The 21,464-nt window shown below is 39.8% G+C and carries 16 protein-coding genes; 5 read left to right on the top strand and 11 right to left on the bottom strand.

The features are described from left to right. Positions 1-115: 115 nt before the first annotated feature. From HDE70_RS16565 to HDE70_RS16550, 4 genes are all read left to right on the top strand, one after another. Positions 116-1,063: a DUF4421 family protein gene (locus HDE70_RS16565; protein WP_183891281.1), complete on the top strand. Its 948-nt coding sequence runs from the start codon at positions 116-118 to the stop codon at positions 1,061-1,063. Positions 1,064-1,217: 154 nt separating this feature from the next. Further along, positions 1,218-3,872 (top strand): phosphoenolpyruvate synthase, encoded by a 2,655-nt coding sequence (gene ppsA, locus HDE70_RS16560; protein ID WP_183891280.1) that lies wholly within the window; start codon positions 1,218-1,220, stop codon positions 3,870-3,872. A 119-nt stretch (positions 3,873-3,991) separates the two neighbouring features. Then, on the top strand, positions 3,992-5,140 hold the full coding sequence (locus tag HDE70_RS16555; RefSeq protein ID WP_183891279.1) for an acyltransferase family protein: 1,149 nt from the start codon (positions 3,992-3,994) through the stop codon (positions 5,138-5,140). Positions 5,141-5,222: 82 nt separating this feature from the next. Then, the gene (locus tag HDE70_RS16550; RefSeq protein ID WP_183891278.1) at positions 5,223-5,912 is read left to right on the top strand and encodes an FkbM family methyltransferase; all 690 of its coding nucleotides are present in this window, start codon (positions 5,223-5,225) and stop codon (positions 5,910-5,912) included. Positions 5,913-5,936: 24 nt separating this feature from the next. Here HDE70_RS16550 and HDE70_RS16545 read toward each other — a convergent pair whose 3' ends face one another. The 7 genes from HDE70_RS16545 to HDE70_RS27440 form a co-directional block, all read right to left on the bottom strand. Beyond that, positions 5,937-7,265, bottom strand: a complete 1,329-nt coding sequence (locus HDE70_RS16545) for an outer membrane beta-barrel protein (protein ID WP_183891277.1) — start codon at positions 7,263-7,265, stop codon at positions 5,937-5,939. Further along, a complete protein-coding gene (locus HDE70_RS16540) occupies positions 7,262-7,849 on the bottom strand; it encodes an RNA polymerase sigma factor (RefSeq protein WP_183866321.1) in 588 nt (195 codons plus the stop codon). The genes HDE70_RS16545 and HDE70_RS16540 overlap by 4 nt, the downstream gene beginning before the upstream one ends. Before the next feature lie 85 nt (positions 7,850-7,934). Beyond that, positions 7,935-10,115, bottom strand: a complete 2,181-nt coding sequence (locus tag HDE70_RS16535) for a TonB-dependent receptor (protein ID WP_183891276.1) — start codon at positions 10,113-10,115, stop codon at positions 7,935-7,937. Positions 10,116-10,175: 60 nt separating this feature from the next. Beyond that, complete coding sequence (locus tag HDE70_RS16530) at positions 10,176-10,487, bottom strand: DUF6660 family protein (protein WP_183891275.1); 312 nt, start codon at positions 10,485-10,487, stop codon at positions 10,176-10,178. Between the two features lie 115 nt (positions 10,488-10,602). Continuing rightward, on the bottom strand, positions 10,603-10,896 hold the full coding sequence (locus tag HDE70_RS16525) for a VOC family protein (RefSeq protein ID WP_183891380.1): 294 nt from the start codon (positions 10,894-10,896) through the stop codon (positions 10,603-10,605). Positions 10,897-11,046: 150 nt separating this feature from the next. Then, positions 11,047-11,994 (bottom strand): LuxR C-terminal-related transcriptional regulator, encoded by a 948-nt coding sequence (locus HDE70_RS27160; RefSeq protein WP_221302090.1) that lies wholly within the window; start codon positions 11,992-11,994, stop codon positions 11,047-11,049. Positions 11,995-11,998: 4 nt separating this feature from the next. After that, positions 11,999-12,571, bottom strand: a complete 573-nt coding sequence (locus tag HDE70_RS27440; protein WP_183891274.1) for a GNAT family N-acetyltransferase — start codon at positions 12,569-12,571, stop codon at positions 11,999-12,001. Between the two features lie 296 nt (positions 12,572-12,867). On the opposite strand from HDE70_RS27440, the gene HDE70_RS16510 reads away from it, so the two are divergent. Then, positions 12,868-14,382 carry a sulfatase family protein gene (locus HDE70_RS16510; protein ID WP_183891273.1) on the top strand — a complete coding sequence of 505 codons (1,515 nt, stop codon included), beginning with the start codon at positions 12,868-12,870 and terminating at the stop codon, positions 14,380-14,382. Positions 14,383-14,403: 21 nt separating this feature from the next. Here HDE70_RS16510 and HDE70_RS16505 read toward each other — a convergent pair whose 3' ends face one another. The 4 genes from HDE70_RS16505 to HDE70_RS16490 all read right to left on the bottom strand — a co-directional run bounded on the left by HDE70_RS16505 (position 14,404) and on the right by HDE70_RS16490 (position 21,461). Beyond that, the gene (locus HDE70_RS16505) at positions 14,404-14,799 is read right to left on the bottom strand and encodes a c-type cytochrome (protein WP_183868199.1); all 396 of its coding nucleotides are present in this window, start codon (positions 14,797-14,799) and stop codon (positions 14,404-14,406) included. Between the two features lie 130 nt (positions 14,800-14,929). Beyond that, the gene (locus HDE70_RS16500) at positions 14,930-15,820 is read right to left on the bottom strand and encodes a cation diffusion facilitator family transporter (protein WP_183891272.1); all 891 of its coding nucleotides are present in this window, start codon (positions 15,818-15,820) and stop codon (positions 14,930-14,932) included. A 42-nt stretch (positions 15,821-15,862) separates the two neighbouring features. Then, positions 15,863-17,068, bottom strand: coding sequence for an efflux RND transporter periplasmic adaptor subunit (locus HDE70_RS16495; RefSeq protein ID WP_183891271.1), 1,206 nt, complete (start codon positions 17,066-17,068; stop codon positions 15,863-15,865). A 19-nt stretch (positions 17,069-17,087) separates the two neighbouring features. Beyond that, complete coding sequence (locus HDE70_RS16490) at positions 17,088-21,461, bottom strand: CusA/CzcA family heavy metal efflux RND transporter (RefSeq protein ID WP_183891270.1); 4,374 nt, start codon at positions 21,459-21,461, stop codon at positions 17,088-17,090. Positions 21,462-21,464: the final 3 nt, after the last annotated feature.

The raw sequence follows: 21,464 nt of genomic DNA, 5'->3' as shown, positions 1-21,464 counted from the left end.
GCTAATCCTTAAATGTTGTAGCCAGAACCTGAATGAGAATGGTATAATTTCAATCTCATTATAAGAAGCTTCAGCTCGCATTATGTCTGCTTCCCAAACTTTTGAAATAATGACAATGTTCAAAATCTTACCTTCAGCCAAAAAACAAATGAAATTCAGTCTGCTCTTATTATGTTCAATTGTGCTAACAGTGCATACAGCTTTTGGCCAGACGACTATCGATACCACCTATATAGAAACATACCCCCAGGAAATATCAATATCAAGTTTTCTTTCCAATAACTTTATCGAAATAAACGAAAGAGACGAAATATACAGACCAAATAATTTATTGAAACTGGGTTTAGGGATTTCCGTAAAAAACACTGTTTTAAACTTTAGATATGATTTTGGTATTGCCCAGGTTGGTGGCAAAGACCATGGAAAGACAGAATCGATCGACTTTCAGATTCACCGGTATGGAAGGAAGCTTATGCTGGATCTTTTTTTCCTGCGCTATAAAGGATTCTATCAGGGAATTAAAGAAATAAAACTCCATCCCAATTTATCAGTACAACAAATAGGTGCGGAAGGTTCGTATCTATTCAATAGCAGTCAATTTTCAGCAAAAGCAGCATTTGAACAGAGTGAGAAACAACTTAAATCTGCTGGTAGTTTCATTCTCGGGGGAGGCACCTATTTATACAAAATAAAATCAGATACGAATCTGCTGGCAACTGGCAATAACTATATTTCCAACTTTCAGCTAGGTATGAATGCAGGTTACGCTTATTCCTGGGTTTTGAATAAGCACTGGCTCTTATCTGGTATGGCAAAAGGAGGGATTAATCTTGGTAACGAACCGCGATTGCTGGAGCATGGAAAAATAAAGGCTTATCCTACTGGTTTTGCCCGTGGATCGGCAGCTTACCACAAATCTGATTGGGCTGTTTCTTTTTTGATGCTCGTTAATAATAAATCTTTATTTCCTTCAAAGGATAATAAACTTGATTTAACGTCTGCAAACTTTGAGCTCTCTTATGTGAAACACTTTGACAACTTTTTAAAAAAGAAGAAAAGATAAATAACTGTAACTGCCTTGGTTATTTACTCTTTTTTGTATGTATAACGCGCCCGCTCACCTCATTATTGTGCTTAGAAAAATATAGTCAAAAAACATTGTTTTGATTCATTTAACCATATATTTTTGGTTTTCGACCCCTCTCAAAAACCAGCTTATGACACCTCAAAACAAAGTCAGCACAGTAAAAAACAGGAACACCTATGTAGCCTTTTTTCAGGAAATCGGCAGTTTAGATTTTATGGACACAGGAGGTAAAGGGGCCAATTTGGGCGAACTGTCCGGAATTAAAGGCATAAAGGTGCCGGAAGGTTTTTGTGTGACCACCAAAGCGTATAAAAAAGCAATTGAAAACAATCAGGAACTGAACAGCTTACTGGATGAATTAGCGGATTTTAAAGCAGAAGACAGGAGAAACATCAGTGATATCAGTGCAAAGATACGGGCGGCAATCGAAAGTATCCCCATTGCTAAAGATATAATAGAAGAGATTGTAGTTTGTCTTTCAAAGTTTGAAGAAAAAGATGCCTTTGCTGTACGATCCAGTGCTACGGCAGAAGACCTGCCAGCCGCATCTTTCGCAGGACAGCAGGATACTTATTTAAATATCATCGGGAAGGATATAATTCTAAAGCATGTCAGTAAATGCTGGGCTTCCTTATTTACGGAGCGCGCAGTAATTTATCGCCTTCAAAATGGCTTTGACCACCGTAAAGTCCACCTTGCTGTGGTTATCCAGAAAATGGTATTTCCGCAGGCGGCAGGAATCTTGTTTACTGCCGATCCCCTCACCGGTAACAGGAAAGTGTTATCTATTGATGCCAGCTTCGGACTTGGTGAAGCTATGGTTTCCGGACTGGTGAATGCAGATCTTTATAAAGTATATGATGACAGGGTTATCGATAAGAAAATATCGGCTAAGAAAATGGCTATTAATGCTTTAAAAGATGGCGGTACGGAAGAACAGGAGATTGAGCCGGAGTTACAGTATAGCCAGGCAATGACGGATGAGCAGATTTTACACCTTGCAACTATAGGAAGAAAGATAGAAGGGCACTTCGGCCGTGCTCAGGATATTGAATGGTGTTTGGCTGAGGATACATTTTATATCGTTCAAAGCCGTCCAATCACTACCTTATATCCGGTTCCTGAAGTGAATGATCAGGAAAATCATGTTTATGTGTCAGTGGGTCATCAACAAATGATGACTGATGCCATGAAACCGTTAGGTATATCTTTATGGCAGTTAACAGCTGCCCGCCCAATGTATAAAGCCGGCGGAAGGTTATTCGTTGATATCACTGGCAGCCTGGCTTCTGCAACTGGCAGAAAAACGGTCATAGAGGTGATGGGAGAACACGATCCACTCATCAAAGACGCGCTGCTGACCATCATAGCACGTGGGGATTTTATAAAACAAATACCAGGCGATCAGGAGGAGGTAAATCCAATTCAAAGCAATACAGGTAAATCTTCCGCAGATATCCTCTCTCAGACAGCAGATGACCCAGCAATCGTTTCAGAGCTGATTCAGCGTAGTGAGGCCTCACTAACAGCATTAAAATATGATATCCAAACGAAATCAGGACCGGACTTATTTGATTTTATCCTGGAAGACGGTCAGTTATCAAAAAGGCAGTTGTTTGACCCGCAAAATATGAGTGCAATCATGGCTTCTATAGCTGCCTGCTCCTGGATCAATGAAAACATGAAGAAATGGTTAGGCGAAAAAAATGCAGCAGATACAATTGCCCAATCAGCCCCCAACAATATCACTTCAGAAATGGGTCTGGAGTTATTGGATGTTGCCGATGTACTCCGTCCCTATCCAGCAGTAATTCGTTATTTACAACAGGTAAAGGATGAATTATTGCTGAATGATCTGGCTCAATTTGATGGCGGGAAACAAGTTCAGGATGCTATTTATACTTACCTCGATAAATATGGAATGCGTTGTGCGGGAGAGATCGATATTACGCAAACGCGCTGGAGCGAAAAACCGGCTATACTGATCCCTATGATTCTCAGTAATATCCAAAATTTTAAACCCGGTGCCCACAATCAGAAGTTTGAGCAAGGACGGCATCAAGCTTTGAAAAAAGAAGAAGAGTTATTGGATCGGTTGAAGCAATTACCAGATGGGGAGCAAAAAGCCCGGGAAACCAAACAAATGATCAGCCTGCTCCGTAATTTCGCCGGTTATCGTGAATATCCAAAATACAGTATAGTTAACCGTTTCTTTGTCTATAAGCAAGCTTTACTGAAGGAAGCAGAAAAACTCGTACAGGCTGGTATTATTCATGAAAAACAAGATATCTATTACCTTACTTTCCAGGAGCTTCATGAAGTTGTACGCACACATAAACTGGATTATCAACTCATCAGCAAAGCAAAAGAAGAATATAGATTATTCGGGAAATTAACACCGCCACGTGTAATTACCTCTGAGGGAGAAATCATTTCGGGCACTTACAAACGGGAAAACCTCCCGGAAGGAGCTATCGCTGGCCTTGCTGTTTCCTCCGGATTTATAGAAGGCCGGGCCCGTGTCATCTTGCACATGGAAGATGCCAACCTGGAAGATGGAGATATATTGGTCACCTCATTTACTGACCCCGGCTGGACAGCACTATTTGTTTCTATCAAAGGTCTGGTCACTGAAGTTGGTGGACTAATGACGCATGGCGCAGTCATTGCACGTGAATATGGCATACCGGCGGTTGTCGGGGTAGAGAATGCCACGCGTCTGATCAAAGACGGGCAAAGAATCCGGGTGAATGGAACGGACGGATATATAGAAATACTATTGTAACAATTATGCTTAAAAAGATCGCCTGGCGGCACTCCTTTTATTCTGTAAGAAAAATACCGTAACTTTTAAAATCTCCTGAATAATGAAGAAGAAAAAATACAACCAGCTATAAACCCAGTATGAATCAAACCACTCAGATCACAACCCATAAAGTTGAGTATCTTTCTTCATTAACAGCCTTGCGCGGAATTGCCGCACTACTGGTCGCCATATTTCATTTTGAAATGGCTGTCGCCAGGTTTGTTCCTGCTGCACAATCAATGTTTTTCGAAAAATGCTACCTGATGGTAGATCTGTTCTTTATTATGAGTGGCTTTATTATGCTGCATGTATATAGCAGCGAGTTTAAAAATAACATACAGGCAAAATCATTGAAAAACTTTCTTGTTGCCCGCTTTGCAAGAGTCTATCCGCTGCACCTGTTCTCTCTGCTACTGCTGGTCGTGATTGTACGCTGGCTTACGGATTGGGGCAATCCACCCATTCTCCTTGAACAGCCAGCTGATATTCTACCAAATATTTTCTTACTCCACTCCTTCGGCTTTACAAAGATATATTCCTGGAATATTCCTTCCTGGAGCATTAGTGCTGAATGGGCTGCTTACCTCCTTTTTCCAATCATTGCACTCTGCATGAATAAGAAAAAAGCGATCACTGTTATACTTTTAGCTTTGTTTATAGTAGTTGCATATTATTCCATCATGTACTTACTTCCGCGAAAAAACCCTATAAATCCTGCTATACCAGTACCTCATAATCTAAATACAACATTCGATTATGGATATATACGTGGTATAGCCGGATTTATAACCGGCCTGCTTGTCTATCTGCTCTACGAATTACGCGCTTTCAGAAAAGCTTTCTCTTCTGATATAGTATGCCTGCTTATAATTTTAGCGATCACGCTATCCATGCATTTTGCACTGAATGATAGCCTTACAGTGTTGCTGTTTGCCATGCTTGTACTCAGCTTTACGGCTAATAATGGCAGGATAGCTAAATTCTGTAACCGGAAAATTCCGCAATTCCTGGGAGACATTTCTTATTCCGTTTACCTCATGCAGATTTTTCTGCAAGAACCATTTTCACATGGTATTTACTTGCCGGGTATTACAGGAATAGGAAGAGGTAAACAAAATATTGATTTTTCAAGCGGAGTTTTATATTGCATAACCTATCTGGTCCTACTCATTATGATATCTTATATTTCTTATCAATGGGTAGAGCGTCCCAGCAGAAGATTTATCAATCGTATTTGGGGAAAATAAATTACTTCTTTTTGCCCAGCGTTTGGTGCCGAAACTGCGTATTTACTATATAACCATTCCAATGAATGGCCCTGTAATAAATATGAAAGCCTTAATCAAAAAACTCAAAAAGACCTTCCCTGTTGATAAATTTTTCTTTCACAGATCCTATTCACAAGAAGGAGAAGATATGATCTACAGATCATGTTTTGAAAACCGGAAACATTATAAAGGATTTTATATTGATGTGGGTGCTCACCATCCCTATCGTTTTTCAAACACGGTACATTTTTATCAGAATGGCTGGCGCGGAATAAACATAGAACCCACTCCTGGTGCCATCAAACTATTCAATCTTTTTCGCCGCAGAGATATTAACCTGAATATCGGTATTGATAGTACTCCGGGCATACTTCCGTTTTACTGTTTTAATGAACCCGCATTGAACAGTTTTGATAAAGAAATATCAATCACCAGATCTGCAACAAATGCAAATTATAAGATTACCAAAGTAATCAATATCAGAACTATGCCGCTTAAACAGGTTTTAGCAAATCATCTGCCCGAGGGACAGATCATAGACTTTTTAAATATTGACGCAGAAGGATTTGATCTTGAAGTATTAAAATCAAATAACTGGGATAAATATATCCCCCTGTTTATTATGGTGGAGACAGGAATAGATATCCAAAACCTTGCAGGATCTGAAATCTACAACTACCTTTCAGCAAGAAATTATGCGCTGGTTGCTAAAACAAACCGCACCTCGTTCTTCAAATTAAAATCAGCCTGATCAGGGATTTGCCCTGATCAGGCACTATTTTTTAAATTGATAGCGAAGTCCAAGCTGGAAAGAACCATTGTATTGCTGATAACCACCCAATGTATTGCTCACCTTATAAGGCGTGAGATTTCGCAAATACTTACCTTCCATATAAAACTGGTTGAAACGAATGCTTATCCCACCAGTGATACCCAGATTTACCTTATTTACTTTAGTATAATTCAAAGTAGAATCTACGGCTCTGTGACGGGCTGAGTCCAGGTATTTAGTAGAAGGCAGCTGAGCTTTGTAAAGCTCAGACTGGGTATTACCTTTTGACTGGCTTAGCGGAAAACTGATTACTGGCCCGGCATTGATACTGATCTGATTTGAAAGCCTGTATTCAAGAGTTAACGGCACATTTAAGAGCGTCATCTTTCTGTTATCCGATACTTTATAAGTTGATAAAGTATCCCGGAGATAACCACTGGGTTTAGTGATATAACTTCCCGAAAGTGTGGTCGATGTATTTAACCGAAGACCCATATTCAACAACAACTTCGTTTTTATTCTGTATGCGCCAAAAATACCAACGTAAAGGCCATTATTTTTCCCCGTATTCCATCCGCTTTCCAGTCCAAAATTATAAGCAGGAGTAGTCATGAATTCTTTTACTTTCGGGCTACGGCTAACTTTTTTCTTCTTTGATGAGGCAACTTTAGCGGTTGAATGCTTGCCACTAATTTTCTCATTCACCGGTATCTGATTTTCCTCTTTATCAGGTTTTATACTTTCTATAGTTGATGCTGTATTTTCTTTAACTAATGAAGTACCCGGCGATACTGTATTTTCGCTATGATCAGGCTGTACCTTTACAGCATAATTTTCAACCTGATGATTTTCTATTTTTGAAACCGCAGCTGGTCTTAAATCAGAAATTTGTTTATTAGTCCCGTTGGTTTTAGCTTTAACGCCCGTTAAGTCTCTTGACAAGCTATCAATTGATAAAACATGAGCGCTATCAGTCTCAATATTTGCCAAAGAATCAGCAGAAATGGGAAGACCTTTGCGATGTAATGTGTCAGCAGGCAAATGAGATTGTTGCTTCTTCAAAATCACCGGGTTTTTGGGCTTGATCACTATTGGCGATACCAGGTAAGTGGTTACGCCAATTGCTGCCGCAACAGGAAGCGCATAGCCAAGTAAAGAGACCAGTTTAGCAGCAAATGGCTTAGTAGCCACAGTACCACCGCCATTGCTAACAGGCATTTGTGCATCCAGCATATCTTTCATACCAGCCCACGCGGAACCAGCATCTTCTTTTAAAGGAAGTTTGGATAGCTTTTTAAGCCAGAGTTTATAATACCAAGCTGAATTTCTCATATTACCTTGTTATTATTTTCAGTTGGTTGATTCATAGATCTATTGGGAGAAGTGAGCATTTCTCTAAGCATTTTTTTCCCTTCAGAAAGATGCCATCGGGAAGTACTTTCCCTGATATTTAACTGTTCACTAATTTCTCCATGTGAATATCCTTCAATTACTGACAGGTTAAAAACAAGCCGTGTTGCATCAGGCAACAGGCGGATGCATTTTAAAAGGTCTTCTGCGTAAAGCTTATTCAGTATAGCCGGAGGCATAAAAACATCTTCCGCTTCTTCCAAATCATTGATTTCTTTACTAAACTTAATTTCCTTTCGTCCAAGATCAATACAGGTTCTTACTATAATTGTTCTGATCCAGCCCCCTAACTCACCCTTTTTCTCATCAAATGTTCCAATATGCTGAAATACTTTTAAAAACCCTGCATTCAATGCCTCTTTAGACAGTTCATCAGATTTCAGATAGCGGTAACACAAACGCAGCATATCAGCATAAAAAAGTTTATACAACCCCTCCTGAGCAGCGCGTTTGTTAGCCTTACAACCTTCAATCAGCTTAGAATGTTGCTTAGCAAATAGGTTCATTAAAATAATTTAGTAATCTCACATCTATACGTTTCAATAGCACTACGCAGCAACCAGATTAAACGTTGGGTAGATTATCAATTTTTTATAATTTAAATTTTATTCCTCCATTAATAACTAATCCGTCCACAGGAGCATAAATATCTCTAAAAACAGGATCGGTAACCGAACCCGTATAAATCGTATCAAACTTAGTTTGACGCGTATCTGTCAGGTTTTCAAAATTAATAAAGATGGAAAACCTTTCCCAGATTTTCTCAGCCATTAACCCGGCAGTCCAGTAGCTTTTCCCAGTTGTCCCGTCATTTAATCTTTGCTTGCTAAAATAATACGCCTCCACTCCAATTTTCCATTTTTCTTCGACTTCGTACATCAGTACATTATTTAAACGATGTTTAGAAACCAGCGGATATACCATGTGATGGTCACCAGTACGCTGGTTAACATCGGCAAGGGTATACCCTATAAATAACTTAAAATCACCATAAGAGATTTTAGCATTAGTTTCCATCCCCTTAGTATCCAGATTGCCGTTTGGCTGTATATAAGCTAAATCATCACCTGTAGCGGGCGTTAGTAAAATAGGATTATTGATCCGCGTATAAAAAAATAGCTGATTGATACTAAATCCTATTTTATCATCAAATAATAGAGTCCGGTAATTGATATCATAATTAGCTCCGTAAGAGCGTTCAGCTTTCGTCCGGTTCACATCAACTGGCAATACATTTCTAAATTGGATACGTTCAGCGTCTTCTGTGAATACAGTGGGGGCTTTGTAGCCTAATCCGCCACCTAAACGTGTAGATAAGTGTTCATTGATTTTCCATAACCCGGAAACTCTTGGTAAAAAGAAAAAGCCATAGTTATTATGGTAATCAGTCCGGATACCAGACTCCACTATAAATTTATCAGTCAGGTTCCAGGTATTCTGGACAAAACCTCCGATAGTGGTATAATTGTAGCTTCTCAGCGCAGCATTATTATTCTTATCCTCTTTAAAATGGTCTGAGAGAAAGTTAACCCCTCCTACCCAATCCATCTTTTTCTCTTTACGGGAATAGTTCACTTCACTATAAGTTGAAAGCTGTACGCCTGAAAAAAGATAGTCAGGCAAGCCAATACTCCTGTTATAATAGCTCACAGAATTACGGAATATCAATTTTTCTTTATCATTTAATTGATGATCCAATTCCAGCTGAGTACTGTAACGCTGTGTATTATTTTCTTCAAAATAGCTATGCTGGGCATTACCATTCCCTTTAATATATTCCAGATCACCACCAATACGTTTTTCAACCGTAGTATTCAACCCGGCAGAAAGCGTTGTACCCTCATTCAAATAGACAAAGAGTTTAGGATTCAATGTAAAGCGGTTAAATTGCGGTATTGCTGTAAAGCCAGTGTTTGAAGGGTCATAAGCGCTGCCGTGGTTATATGCAGCATAAATAGTGGCACCCACTTTTTTAAATTTCTGCGCATAAAAGCCACTGGCATCCAGTCCCAAAGCTGACGTGCCATTTAAAAGGAAGTTAAGCTGCCGCTGATCTGCTGGCTTTTTAGAGACCAGGTTTACAAGCCCTGCAATTGCACCACCACCATATAATGTAGAGGATGAACCTTTGATCACTTCGACTTGCTGCAAGTCCAGCGGTGCAATCTGTAATAGCCCCAATCCACCAGAAAACCCAGCATATAAGGGAAATCCATCTCGTATGATCTGTGTATATTTTCCATCAAGCCCCTGGATACGGATACTCGAATTGCCACTGGTAGCAGAAGTCTGCTGTGCCTGGATTCCAGTACTTTCAGCAAGCAGCATACGAATATCACCGGGCTTCATGTTTCCCTTTTCATCCAGCTCTTCCCCTGCAATCACCTCTATCCGGGTCGGAATATTTGCGATAGTTCTGCTGCTTCTGGTGGTAGAAACCACTACCTCAGCTAGCTCTTCGTCATTCTCAGCAGATTCCAATACAATCGGTAATGGTACAATCTGAGCTAATGGAAATAAAAGTGTATCTGTTCTTGTTTTAAAACCGACATAACTGAACTGGATCAGTTGTTTGCCAGATGGGACATGAGTTAAAAAGACAAGCCCATCACTTCCAGATAATGAACTCATATTTGTACCCAGAATTTTCACAGTGACCCCCGGAATAATCTGGTTAGTTTTTGCGTCCTTAATGAGCGCTTTAAATAGATTTTGAGCATAAGCTGATCCTGTAAAAAACAGTACAGCTGTAAGCACAGCAATTTTTTTCATCCTATGTTTTCTATAATTAAGTAATCCAATAAATCAGCCTGAAATGGCCGTAATAGAGTATTAGCTTAATTGAGGCGGTTGCCAGATCACGACAGGGATTTGCGGAAGTTCCACAGTCAAATAGGCACTATCGTGCTTAACAGGCCTTAAATAGATTGTGAATGTGGGTGACAAAAAATTATTGATCGTAAATCCAACACAAGTACCACAAACATAAAATGGAGAACAATCTTTGCAGCAATCTTCGTCTTTCTGCGTATGCTGCTGCAATGCTTTTAAAGAAAGTTGGTCCGCATCTTTTTCCAATGCACAACAAGGCACAATAGTTAGTGTCAGCACAATTAAGGATAAAAGCAGCGTCAGGAACTTCACGTTATAAAAGTATAGAATTTGTAAGTATAAATATAGCTGAACTGCTTTAATTATTTACTTGATTTCTATTGCGCTCGCTGGTGCGTGTATCATTATTTATATGCCAAGAACCAGCTCATCTGAATTCCCAATAATAATCGATTTCTTCCTGTGTGTCGCAGTTTACAATAAATGATACCGCTTCATTAAATTTGAATTCAGGGCCCGCATTAAGTGCGAGAAATTTTTGTCCTTCAATTTCAAATTCTATAGTCATCACAGTACCGGCCGGCTTATGATGATATTCAAAACCCACTTCACCATAATAAGATTTCCTTCCGATTTTTGAATTTTTAAAGATAGACAAGTAATAATTTACAGCCTCTTCTGCCTGGCCATTAAACCATAAGTTTGAAATAATCTTTTGCATTGTTGCCATGATGTTTCTCCTTAATTATTAATTTACAATAGCTTAACTGATGTATTAATAAATACGTGCTAACAAAAATAACAGCTAACCAGTAACTATGTAAGGTGTCAATGCGACAATTAACAGGGTACTTCAGGTCAATCGCAAAGCTTATTCCTTTAAAGCCTTAATCAACATTGTTTTATTCTCCACTCCGGCCTTAAGAAAAATATTCTGAACATGTTTGGCAACCGTTCTTTCAGATATAAATAGCTTTTCGGCAATGTCCTTGTACTTCATGCCTTCAGCTATCAATTCTGCAATCTCTGTTTCCCTGGTTGTCAGATTATAAAAACTACACTTTTCAATAAAATTAGCTAAAACATCTTTTTTTGCCGCGGCATTAATGCTTTCAATCTCACGCCTCATCTCTGCTAATCTAGCTTGCTCAGATTTTGACTGTCTGACAAACTGCCTCATGAGAACCATGTTGACCACCAGGAATCCAATATTGCACCCAAATGTAATGATCCACTTATCAATTCCCAGCCAGGCACCAAAAACCGGAGTTATACTGACCGGAAATACAGCAAAAAAGATACATAACCTTTCGATCAGCAATTCCTGCTCCTTATCATGCTTATACTTTTTATATATTCCCTTGATAGCCGTAGAAAACAACACTATGGCATAGAGTACAGGAATAATATAAACATATTTTCTGGTGAACGAAATATCATTGTTCACCGGATATAGAACCCCATAAAAGACAATCAACGGAATGATAATAAAAAGGAAGCCATAGCTGCCATGAAACTTCAGCGTTTTTAATCCCATCGTTTTATAAAAATAAACAGGACAATAAGCGCAAAAAACATAACCAAAGGCATAACCCAGGAAATTTTGCCATTTCTCAGGCACAAAAGTTATTCTGTGATCAGGAAAGAATCCTTCGAAGATATTATAAAGTATCAAAAGAAGAACAAGGTATAAATGATAAAGCCGCTTATGCTCATGCTTTCTTGTCAGATAACCTATCCACTGCTGGAACAATAAGGCAACTTCTATAATGATTATAAAAAATATAATCAGGGGCATATTCGTATCAAATAATGTCATCCCCTTAGTTAAATTCGCGTTTCATACAAAATACACGGAAACCAAAATCCAACTCATTATAGATCTTAAATCCGGCTTTTTTATAAAGAATTATGTTGCGTTCCATATAGGTTTCCAGATAAACAGGGAGTTTTAACCGCTCACTATCTGCTACCAATTCTTCCAATAGCTTAAGACCAATTCCCTGGTGCTGAAAATCAGGGTTTACACCAATGAAAAGGAGATAATAAAAAGCAGAATCCGGATGTACCTTACCAATTTTAGCTGCTCTGCTAAACCCAAGCTTTACGCTCTTAAGCCCAAGCACAAAAAGAAGTTTTACGTCCATTAAAACAGACCAGAAACTGACCTTCTTCTGATCGGGAAATGAGATCATGGCACAAGCATTTTTATCCTCAGAAAGATAAACCGCTCCATACCTCGAACAACACTCAAAGTAGTATTCAAAAACTTTCCTGATTCTGTTTACGCGGTATTTATCTTGTTTAATAATAGAATTGAAACTTCTGTTTTCATTGAAAGATTTTGTAAGTATATCAACAACTGTATTCTTATCTTCTGATTCTGCTTTTAACACTTTATTAAATTTCCTTTGTAGGTTAATAATTTAGACCGGTTTCACCATATCAACATCAAAAGACGCCCCTGAAATGCAAAAATATTGCTTACGAATATACATATATTATACTATTACATGTCCAAACACATAAGTCAATGATATAATTATTTATTTAGTTACTATCAATATATATATACAAAGATTAGCATCAATAATTATAATAAAAGTTAATTACGCAAACGTTTGCACAGCTTTACAATTATTTTTTCCTGCTGGATTAATTAAATTAGAGCTTATATCATACATCTGATCACATGAAAACATATTTTTTAATTGTTCTGATTACTTTAACTTCCTGCATAACGCTGCATGCGCAGCAAAAATGTCCGAATGTCATTGTAATTTATGCAGATGACCTCGGCTATGGAGACGTAAGCTGTTATGGTGCGAAAAAAATCAAAACTCCACATATAGACCAGCTGGCTAAACAAGGAATCAAGTTTACCAATGCTCACGCTACAAGCGCAACCTGTACCCCATCCCGCTTTTCTATACTGACGGGAGTTTATGCCTGGCGTAAAAAAGGTACAGGCATTGCCCCTGGTAATGCAGCTTTATTAATTGATACTGCACAGCTTACGCTTGCCAAAATATTTAAACAAACCGGTTACACGACCGCAGCCATTGGCAAGTGGCACCTTGGCCTGGGTGGTCAGGGCGGCCCTGACTGGAATGGAGAGATCAAACCGGGCCCGCAAGAACTTGGTTTTGATAAATCTTATATTATACCTGCCACATTAGATAGGGTTCCATGCGTGATTGTAGCTGATCACCACGTTGAAAATTTAGACCTGAAAGATCCGATTACTGTAAATTATCATCAAAAAACAGGAGAATGGCCTACAGGAAAAGAAAGTCCTGAATTATTAATTATGAAATCATCAAATGGTCATGACAATACCATCATTAACGGAATTGGCCGTATCGGCTATATGACCGGAGGTAAGGCTGCGATCTGGGACGATTACACACTAACAGAGAAACTTACGGCCCAGGCAGAAACCTTTATTACCGCAAATAAGGCTAATCCTTTTTTCCTTTACTTTGCCTCACCAAACATCCATGTTCCAAGAACACCGAATAAGCGGTTTGCTGGTAAAAGCGGGATGGGCCCCCGCGGAGATGTTATCCTGGAATTCGACTGGAGTGTGGGCCGTTTGATGAAAACACTCGATAGCCTGGGATTAACCAATAATACCATGATCGTACTCAGTAGCGATAACGGCCCCGTTGTTGATGATGGATACCAGGATCAGGCAGCAGAACTAATGGGTGGACATCAACCCGCAGGCCCGCTAAGGGGAGGTAAATACAGCGCATTTGATGGCGGGACCCGTGTCCCTTTTATCGTGAGCTGGCCATCAGCAGTAAAAAGCGGTACAAGTGACGCACTGATCAGTCAGGTTGATTTAATCAGATCTTTTGCAAGTCTGCTGAACCAGAAACTCAGCACTAAACAAGCTTATGATAGTTTTGATATGATCAGTCAGCTTTTGGGAAAATCAAAAAGCAATCGCCCATATTTAATAGAAGATGCCGGTGGACTGGGAATAATTGCGGATAACTGGAAATACATAGTACCAAATAACGCCGCTGCCTATGATTACGCTACCAAAACTGAACTCGGTAACAGTAAAGAACCTCAATTGTATAACCTATCAAAAGATATAGAAGAACGCAAGAACCTTGCATCCCAATATCCTGATAAGGTTAAACAGTTATCAGAAAAACTACAGCAAGTAAAAGATGAGCACGGTTATCATTTGTAACCTGCTCAACCTTATATTTTGTTACTTGTCTTCAGGATGTGCCTGCCCGCGATGGCAGGTAATACAGTTTACAGCAAGCACTGCTTTAGTATTATAGACGTCTTTAATATGAAAATATTTCTTATTGATCCGATAGGTCATTTTCATCATGGACCTGGCAATTTCCTTTTCCGGTTTTGCATCACTCGCGAAATCCAGATGTTTAGGATCATCTTTACTGGCTGCATGGCAAAAATTACATTTGACACCTAATGCAGCCTTAAATCCGTCCATCACCTTATCCAGCTCTTCATAACTGATATCTTTAGGAAGAACTTTAAGATTACTGGCTTTTTTTTCTTCCTTGGGCATAAACCCGCTTAACATAACAACTGTGCCTACTAATACAGACAAGGTAGCGATTGCTTTATATTTCATGGCATTTGAATTACTTATACCTAAGATAAAAAACATTTCGACTTTACACCAGATGTATCCAACTCTTTACCTCTATTTAGAAAGATTCAAGCCTCTTTGAACGGTATATAAAGAGGCTTGAATTTATAAATTAAGGGTGTATCTGCTCTTCTTTAAAACCGGATTCTTCCAGTTGCAGCGTCGTATGTGAGATCTTAAAATTCTCTTTGATATGTTTCTGTAGTGCCGATAAAACCTGCTTACCTCCGGCTCCCTCTTTCAAAACCACATGAGCAGTCATTGCATTTACACCAGAGGTTAAAACCCATACATGCAGATCGTGCAGATCCGCCACGCCTTCTACCAGGAGAATGGAACTCCGCAGCTCGGCCATATTCACGTCCTTTGGTGTTCCTTCCAGTAAAATACCTATAGACTCTTTAAGCAAAATCCAGGTTCTTGGTAAAATGAAAAGACCTATTCCAGCCGATAACAACGGATCAGCGTAATACCATCCGGTAGTCAGCATAATAATACCCGCAGCAATAACCCCGATAGAAGTCAGCATATCAGAAAGGACTTCAAAATAAGCTCCTTTCATATTCAGACTTTCACCAGAACTTTTCCGCAAGACTAACATTCCCGCAATATTGACAACTAACCCTACCGCAGCCACAGCAATCATTTCCTTACTCTCTACTTTTGGAGGATCAAGAAAGCGCAGATATGCCTCATAAAGTATATAAATTGAGATCCCGATTAAAACCACTGCATTTGCTAATGCGGCTAATATTTCTGCCCTGTAATATCCATAAGTACGTTCCGTCGTCGCTTTACGTTCTGCATAATTTATGGCAACCAGCGCGAGTGCCAAACCACCCACATCAGTCAGCATATGCCCTGCATCGGCCAGTAAAGCCAGACTTTTGGTCATAATACCACCAATAACCTCTACAATAAGGTACAAAAGCGTAAAGCCCAATACAATTTTTAAACGGCCTTTATTTTTACTGGCCTGCGAAATAGTTCCCTCACGTTCCATACTGATTATTTAAATTTATAATTCAATCCACGTTTTTCACCACTACTCTTCTTCACTATTTTTCATTTTTGATATCAAATCATACGCTCCTTTTGTTACCACCTTCCCGGTAGCAAGATCAAAGCTTTCAGGAAGTCTGACTTCAACATATCCGGCATCTGCCGATCCGATAGCAATCTCTAAAAGCTGAAAATGATAGTTAACTTCAGCCTTTTCATCTTTACGCTGCCCTGTCTCTATAAAAATATACTTCTTTCCGGCAAAATCAGCTATGGCAGACTCTGGCAAAGCATTTACCTTTGCTGTTCCGGTTTCAATCAGTGCATTCAAATAAGCGCCTGGTATCAAATTTCTGCTTTGCGTATTCGCCACACAGTGAACCGTAACCGTCTTATCTTCATTAATTTCTCTGCCTACCAGTGTTACTGTAGCCACACGTTCTTCAGCTTCATTTTGTAAGGAGAAACGGACTTTCTGTCCCTTCTTAATTAAATCTACGTCTTTTTGGAATACCTTCAGCTCCACGTGTAAATTTGCGCTGTTTACAATCTCGAACATCACATCATTAGGGCTCACAAACTTACCTGAGTTTACATTAACCTTGGTTACATAACCGTTTATAGGCGCATAAATATTAATTGTACTCCGGATATTAGCAGGCGTTAAAGTAGCCGAATTGATATTAATCAGCAGTAAACGTTGTCGTAAAGCACTCTCTCTGGATAACATAGTTTGATACTGAGATCTGGCTTGCTGCAACACCTTCTGTGCATTTATATTTTGTCTTGCCAGCTCCTGCTGCCTTTTATATTCAGCGTCTGCCAATTCAAGCTGACTCTTATTTTCCAGATAATCCTGCTGCAACTGTACATACTCCTGATTCTGGAGCACAGCGATCACCTGTCCTTTTTTAACTGTTGATCCTTGCAGCAGCGGAGTAGACTTCACTATCCCACCCATTTGTGTAGTGATACTGATCAGGTTTTCTGGTGGTACATCTATCGTCCCGTTAACCTTCAACACTCCACTGATCGATTTTTTCTCCACCTTTCCCAAGGTAACTCCACTGGTCTTATACTGTGCAGCAGTGAGTTCTACCGTATTTTCTTCGTCTTTGGCCGGAGCTTCAGTAGCAGCAGCAGCAGCAGTTGTATCTTCTGCCCCCTTTTTATTCCCGCAAGAAGCAAGGATAACCGTAGCAAAAGAAAGTATATAAATAGCCTGTTTGAATTCAATTCTTGTTTTCATCCGTATATTGTTTTTAAAATTATTTTAAGTCAATCAGATACTGAAGTGTATAAACCGATTGATTATATTGATTAACTGCCTGCAAATAGCTAAACCGGATCTCAGAATACGTCCGCAAAGCCTGTGAAAATTCCAGATACCCGATATCACCACTTTGAAAAGCAATCTGTGACTGCTTTAGAATCAGATTGACATTTGGCAAAGCATTTTTCTCATAATAATCAATACTATGTGAATTCTTCAGCAGGTCCTGTTCAGCCTGCTTATATTGAGTTTGCAGATTAGTTTGAAACAAGCTGAATTCAGTCTGTGCAATCTGTTTTTCAATTTTGGCAGCCTTAATCCTGCCGGCAAATGGCTTATAAAATAGCGGGATGGAAATACCAGCCTGTATCCCCTGAAAACGCTTGCCGGCACTAAAAAGCTGATCCTGCCCATTTATAGTCTGACTGCCAATAATAGACTGATTAAAATAACCCACTGTAAAATCTGGCCCTGCCTTAGCACGTTCTACCCTTAAAGATTGATCCGCAATTTCTACCTGTTGCTGTTGTAAAGCCAACAAGGATGTATTCCTCAGGCTATCAGGAACAACCTGATTCCAGCTTTCTTTCTTTAAATGATCACTACTCACCTCTATTGCCTCCTTTGTGTTCAGCAACCTTTGTAATTCGGCAGTATAAATTGAGATATCAGCCATATTCTTTTCCGACTGATTACGCACTTCGTTCAATTGAGTTTCGGCTGTAGTGCGTTCCAGCATATTTGTTTCCCCGGTCTGATAACGCAGAGAAGATGCTTTCAGAAAATTACTAAAGATAGAATCCTGGCTCTTATACAGCTTTTGAAGCGCTTTGAAGTAACTCAGCTGCCCGTAAGTACTTTTCACCTGTCGGATCAGCTCATTCTGTGTTACCGAAAGATTTAACTCACTGCTGCGAACCTGCGCATCATATAAATTGCGCTGATTCTTCATCAATCCAGGAAATGGGATATTTTGCTGCACTGATATGTTATTGTCTCTTTTGATACTATTGAACTGTCCGTACTGCAAATTCAGATTAGTTTTCCCCAAATCAAATGCAGTGCCTTTGATAGCCTGCTGTTTGTTGACTTGCAATTGAGAAGACTTAACCATCTGATTGTTAGTCAATGCGATTTCTACCGCTTGCTGCACAGTGACAACCCTGTCGTTTACCGGGCTTTGTGCCATAGTTTTTGACGGCATGAAAAATAAGCCCATCAGCAAAACTACTGTAGCAATTTCCTTTTTGCCCTTTTTGAAGTTTTCGAAATAAGTATATAACACAGGTAAAACGAGTAAAGTTAAAATTGTAGAAGTTAATAAGCCTCCGATCACTACAGTTGCCAATGGCTTCTGTACTTCGGCGCCCGCGGCAGTAGAAAGTGCCATTGGCAAAAAACCCAGTGAAGCAACCGTCGCGGTCATTAATACAGGCCTTAACCTCAGCGCTGTACCTTTCAAGACAATCTCCTTCAGATCGCTGATCCCACTAGCCTTCAACCTGTTAAACTCAGTAATCAATACAATACCATTTAAAACTGCTACCCCAAATAAAGCAATAAAGCCAACCCCGGCAGAGATACTGAAAGGCATTCCACGCAATAAAAGCGCGAATATCCCGCCGATTGCAGCCATAGGAATAGCAGAAAAAATCAAGACAGATTGTTTAACCGATCCAAAAGAGAAATACAGTAACAATAAAATAAGTGACAGGGCTACCGGAACAGCAATTGACAAGCGTTGCTTTGCTGCCTTAAGGTTCTCAAACTGACCACCATAAGTAATATAATACCCCGGAGGTAATTTAATTTTCTCACCAATCTTCTGCTCAATCTCCCCAACAACCGTAGCAATGTCCTGACCACGAACATTTAACCCAACAATGATTCTGCGTTTCGTATCCTCCCGCTGGATCTGATTTGGCCCGATCCTGAACTCAACTGAAGCCAGCTGGATCAAAGGAACCTTAGTTCCGTTAGGTGCTGAAATATAGATGTTTTTCACATCGTCTATCCCTTGCCTGTTCTGTTCAGATAAACGAACCACCATGTCATACCTTCTTTCCCCTTCATAAACCAGACCCGCCGATTGTCCTGCGAAAGACGAATTAACAGCCTGGTTAACAGTTTCAATATCTATTCCATAACGTGCCAGCTGATCTCTGTTAATTTTCACAACAATCTGCGGAAGGCCCGTAGCCTGTTCCAGATACAAATCTTTGGCCCCTTTAACAGTGGTCACAATTTTTCCTATTTTCTGGGAGATAGCTGTTAATGTTTCCAGATCATCCCCGAATATTTTAATCCCGATATCCTGCCGCACCCCAGAAATCAGCTCATTAGACCTCAACTGAATCGGTTGGGAGAAACCAAAAGAAACCCCGGTAACCTTATCGAGCGATGCGGCCATTTTATTCGCTAATTCCTCTCTGGATGTTGTCGTTACCCAGTCCTTTTTATCCTTCAGTATAATCGTTAAATCGGTAGCTTCCATTGGCATCGGATCTGTTGGAATCTCAGCAGAACCAACTTTACCCACCACTTCTATCACTTCAGGGAATTCATTCAATAAAATTTTCGAAGCCTGATTAACCTTATCAATCGTCTGGCTCAAAGAACTTCCAGTCAATAAACGGGTTTCTACAGCAAAATCTCCCTCTTCCAAAGTAGGGATAAACTCTCCCCCCATCCTGGTAAATATAAAAATGCTGATGACCAGTAAAACCGCCGATAAAACAACAACCAGTACACGCTTACGCAAAGCACCCGTAATTAATGGCGTATAATACTTTTGAAAGAAGTCCATCATGCGGTCAGAAAAATTCTTTTTAACCACCGGCTTTTTACTCAGCAGCAAGGACGACATCATTGGTACATAAGTCAATGACAATAAAAATGCACCTAAAATAGCGAAGGACACAGTCTGAGCCATCGGGCCAAACATTTTACCTTCAATCCCTACAAGCGCAAGAATCGGCAGATATACAATCAGGATAATGATCTGTCCAAAAGCCGCTGCACTCATCATCCGGGTAGCAGACTGCTCTACCTGCTGATCCATTTCATCCTGCGTCATTTTCCTGGTCAGCTTACTCGCCCCTAAAAGGTGCATTGTGGCCTCTACAATAATCACAGCCCCATCCACAATCAAACCAAAGTCGATGGCCCCTAAACTCATCAGGTTACCAGAAACCCCGAATACATTCATCAGGGAAATAGCAAAAAGCATCGCCAGTGGAATTACGGATGCCACAACAATACCCGCTCTGAAATTCCCCAGGAATAACACGAGTACAAAAATGACAATTAAAGCCCCTTCAATCAGGTTCTTGGCGACTGTACCAATTGCCCGGTCTACCAAAGCACTTCTATCTAAAAATGCTTCTACCACAATCCCGTTTGGAAGGGTTTTATTAATCCTTGCGATCTTTTCTTTAACCTTTTTAACTACATTATTGGCATTAGAACCTTTCAACATCATCACGATCCCGCCAACAGCCTCCCCATGGCTTTTGGCCGTTGTTCTGGTTAAAGCACCGTAACGTATCGCATTTCCGATCTGCACGTTCGCAATATCACGGATTAAAACAGGGAGACCCGAACTGGTATTTCTGACTACGATCTTATTGATATCTTCTATATTCCCGACTAACCCTTCACTACGGATAAAATAGGCATTGGGCTTTTTATCAATATAAGCGCCCCCTGTATTTTGATTATTTCTTTCCAGAGCTTTAAATACATCACTGATACTTAAATTATAACTATTCAGTTTGTTAGGATCCAGTGCAATCTCATATTGCTTGAGTAACCCGCCAAAACTGTTCACCTCGGCAATTCCCGGTGTCCCTAAAAGCTGGCGCCTGACAATCCAATCCTGAATACTTCTTAATTCCCTGGCATCATAAGTCTTTTCAAAACCAGGCTTTGCATGAATTACATATTGATAAATCTCCCCCAGACCAGTAGAAATAGGTGAAATCTCAGGATTTCCTATGCCCTGTGGAATATTGTTCTTCGCCTCAGAGAGCTTTTCGTTGACCTGTTGCCTTGCCCAGTAGATATCCACATCATCATGAAAAACAATGGTCACTACAGAAAGCCCAAAGCGGGAAATAGAACGTACCTGCTCAATTTCCGGAATGGTAGACATCGTTTGTTCAACGGGAAAAGTGATTAACCGCTCTACTTCTTCCGAAGCAAGAGAAGAGCTTAAAGTAATAACCTGTACCTGATTATTGGTAATATCCGGTACAGCGTCAATGGGTAATTGTTTGAGTGAATATACCCCCCACGCAATCAGCGCCAGGGTAAACAGACCAATCACCAATTTATTGTGAATGGAAAATTTTATGATCTTATTTAGCATATC

Origin of the sequence: Pedobacter cryoconitis, from assembly GCF_014200595.1 — a bacterium.
GTDB lineage: Bacteria > Bacteroidota > Bacteroidia > Sphingobacteriales > Sphingobacteriaceae > Pedobacter > Pedobacter cryoconitis_C.
This window is presented reverse-complemented; position numbering and strand designations above follow the sequence as displayed.

Bases quoted from the DNA above. Each gene is read 5' to 3' on its own strand.
- HDE70_RS16565 (WP_183891281.1), top strand. From the start codon at position 116: ATGTTCAAAATCTTACCTTCAGCCAAAAAACAAATGAAATTCAGTCTG.
- ppsA (WP_183891280.1), top strand. From the start codon at position 1,218: ATGACACCTCAAAACAAAGTCAGCACAGTAAAAAACAGGAACACCTAT.
- HDE70_RS16555 (WP_183891279.1), top strand. From the start codon at position 3,992: ATGAATCAAACCACTCAGATCACAACCCATAAAGTTGAGTATCTTTCT.
- HDE70_RS16550 (WP_183891278.1), top strand. From the start codon at position 5,223: ATGAAAGCCTTAATCAAAAAACTCAAAAAGACCTTCCCTGTTGATAAA.
- HDE70_RS16545 (WP_183891277.1), bottom strand. From the start codon at position 7,265: ATGAGAAATTCAGCTTGGTATTATAAACTCTGGCTTAAAAAGCTATCC.
- HDE70_RS16540 (WP_183866321.1), bottom strand. From the start codon at position 7,849: ATGAACCTATTTGCTAAGCAACATTCTAAGCTGATTGAAGGTTGTAAG.
- HDE70_RS16535 (WP_183891276.1), bottom strand. From the start codon at position 10,115: ATGAAAAAAATTGCTGTGCTTACAGCTGTACTGTTTTTTACAGGATCA.
- HDE70_RS16525 (WP_183891380.1), bottom strand. From the start codon at position 10,896: ATGCAAAAGATTATTTCAAACTTATGGTTTAATGGCCAGGCAGAAGAG.
- HDE70_RS27160 (WP_221302090.1), bottom strand. From the start codon at position 11,994: ATGACATTATTTGATACGAATATGCCCCTGATTATATTTTTTATAATC.
- HDE70_RS16510 (WP_183891273.1), top strand. From the start codon at position 12,868: ATGAAAACATATTTTTTAATTGTTCTGATTACTTTAACTTCCTGCATA.
- HDE70_RS16505 (WP_183868199.1), bottom strand. From the start codon at position 14,799: ATGAAATATAAAGCAATCGCTACCTTGTCTGTATTAGTAGGCACAGTT.
- HDE70_RS16500 (WP_183891272.1), bottom strand. From the start codon at position 15,820: ATGGAACGTGAGGGAACTATTTCGCAGGCCAGTAAAAATAAAGGCCGT.
- HDE70_RS16495 (WP_183891271.1), bottom strand. From the start codon at position 17,068: ATGAAAACAAGAATTGAATTCAAACAGGCTATTTATATACTTTCTTTT.
- HDE70_RS16490 (WP_183891270.1), bottom strand. From the start codon at position 21,461: ATGCTAAATAAGATCATAAAATTTTCCATTCACAATAAATTGGTGATT.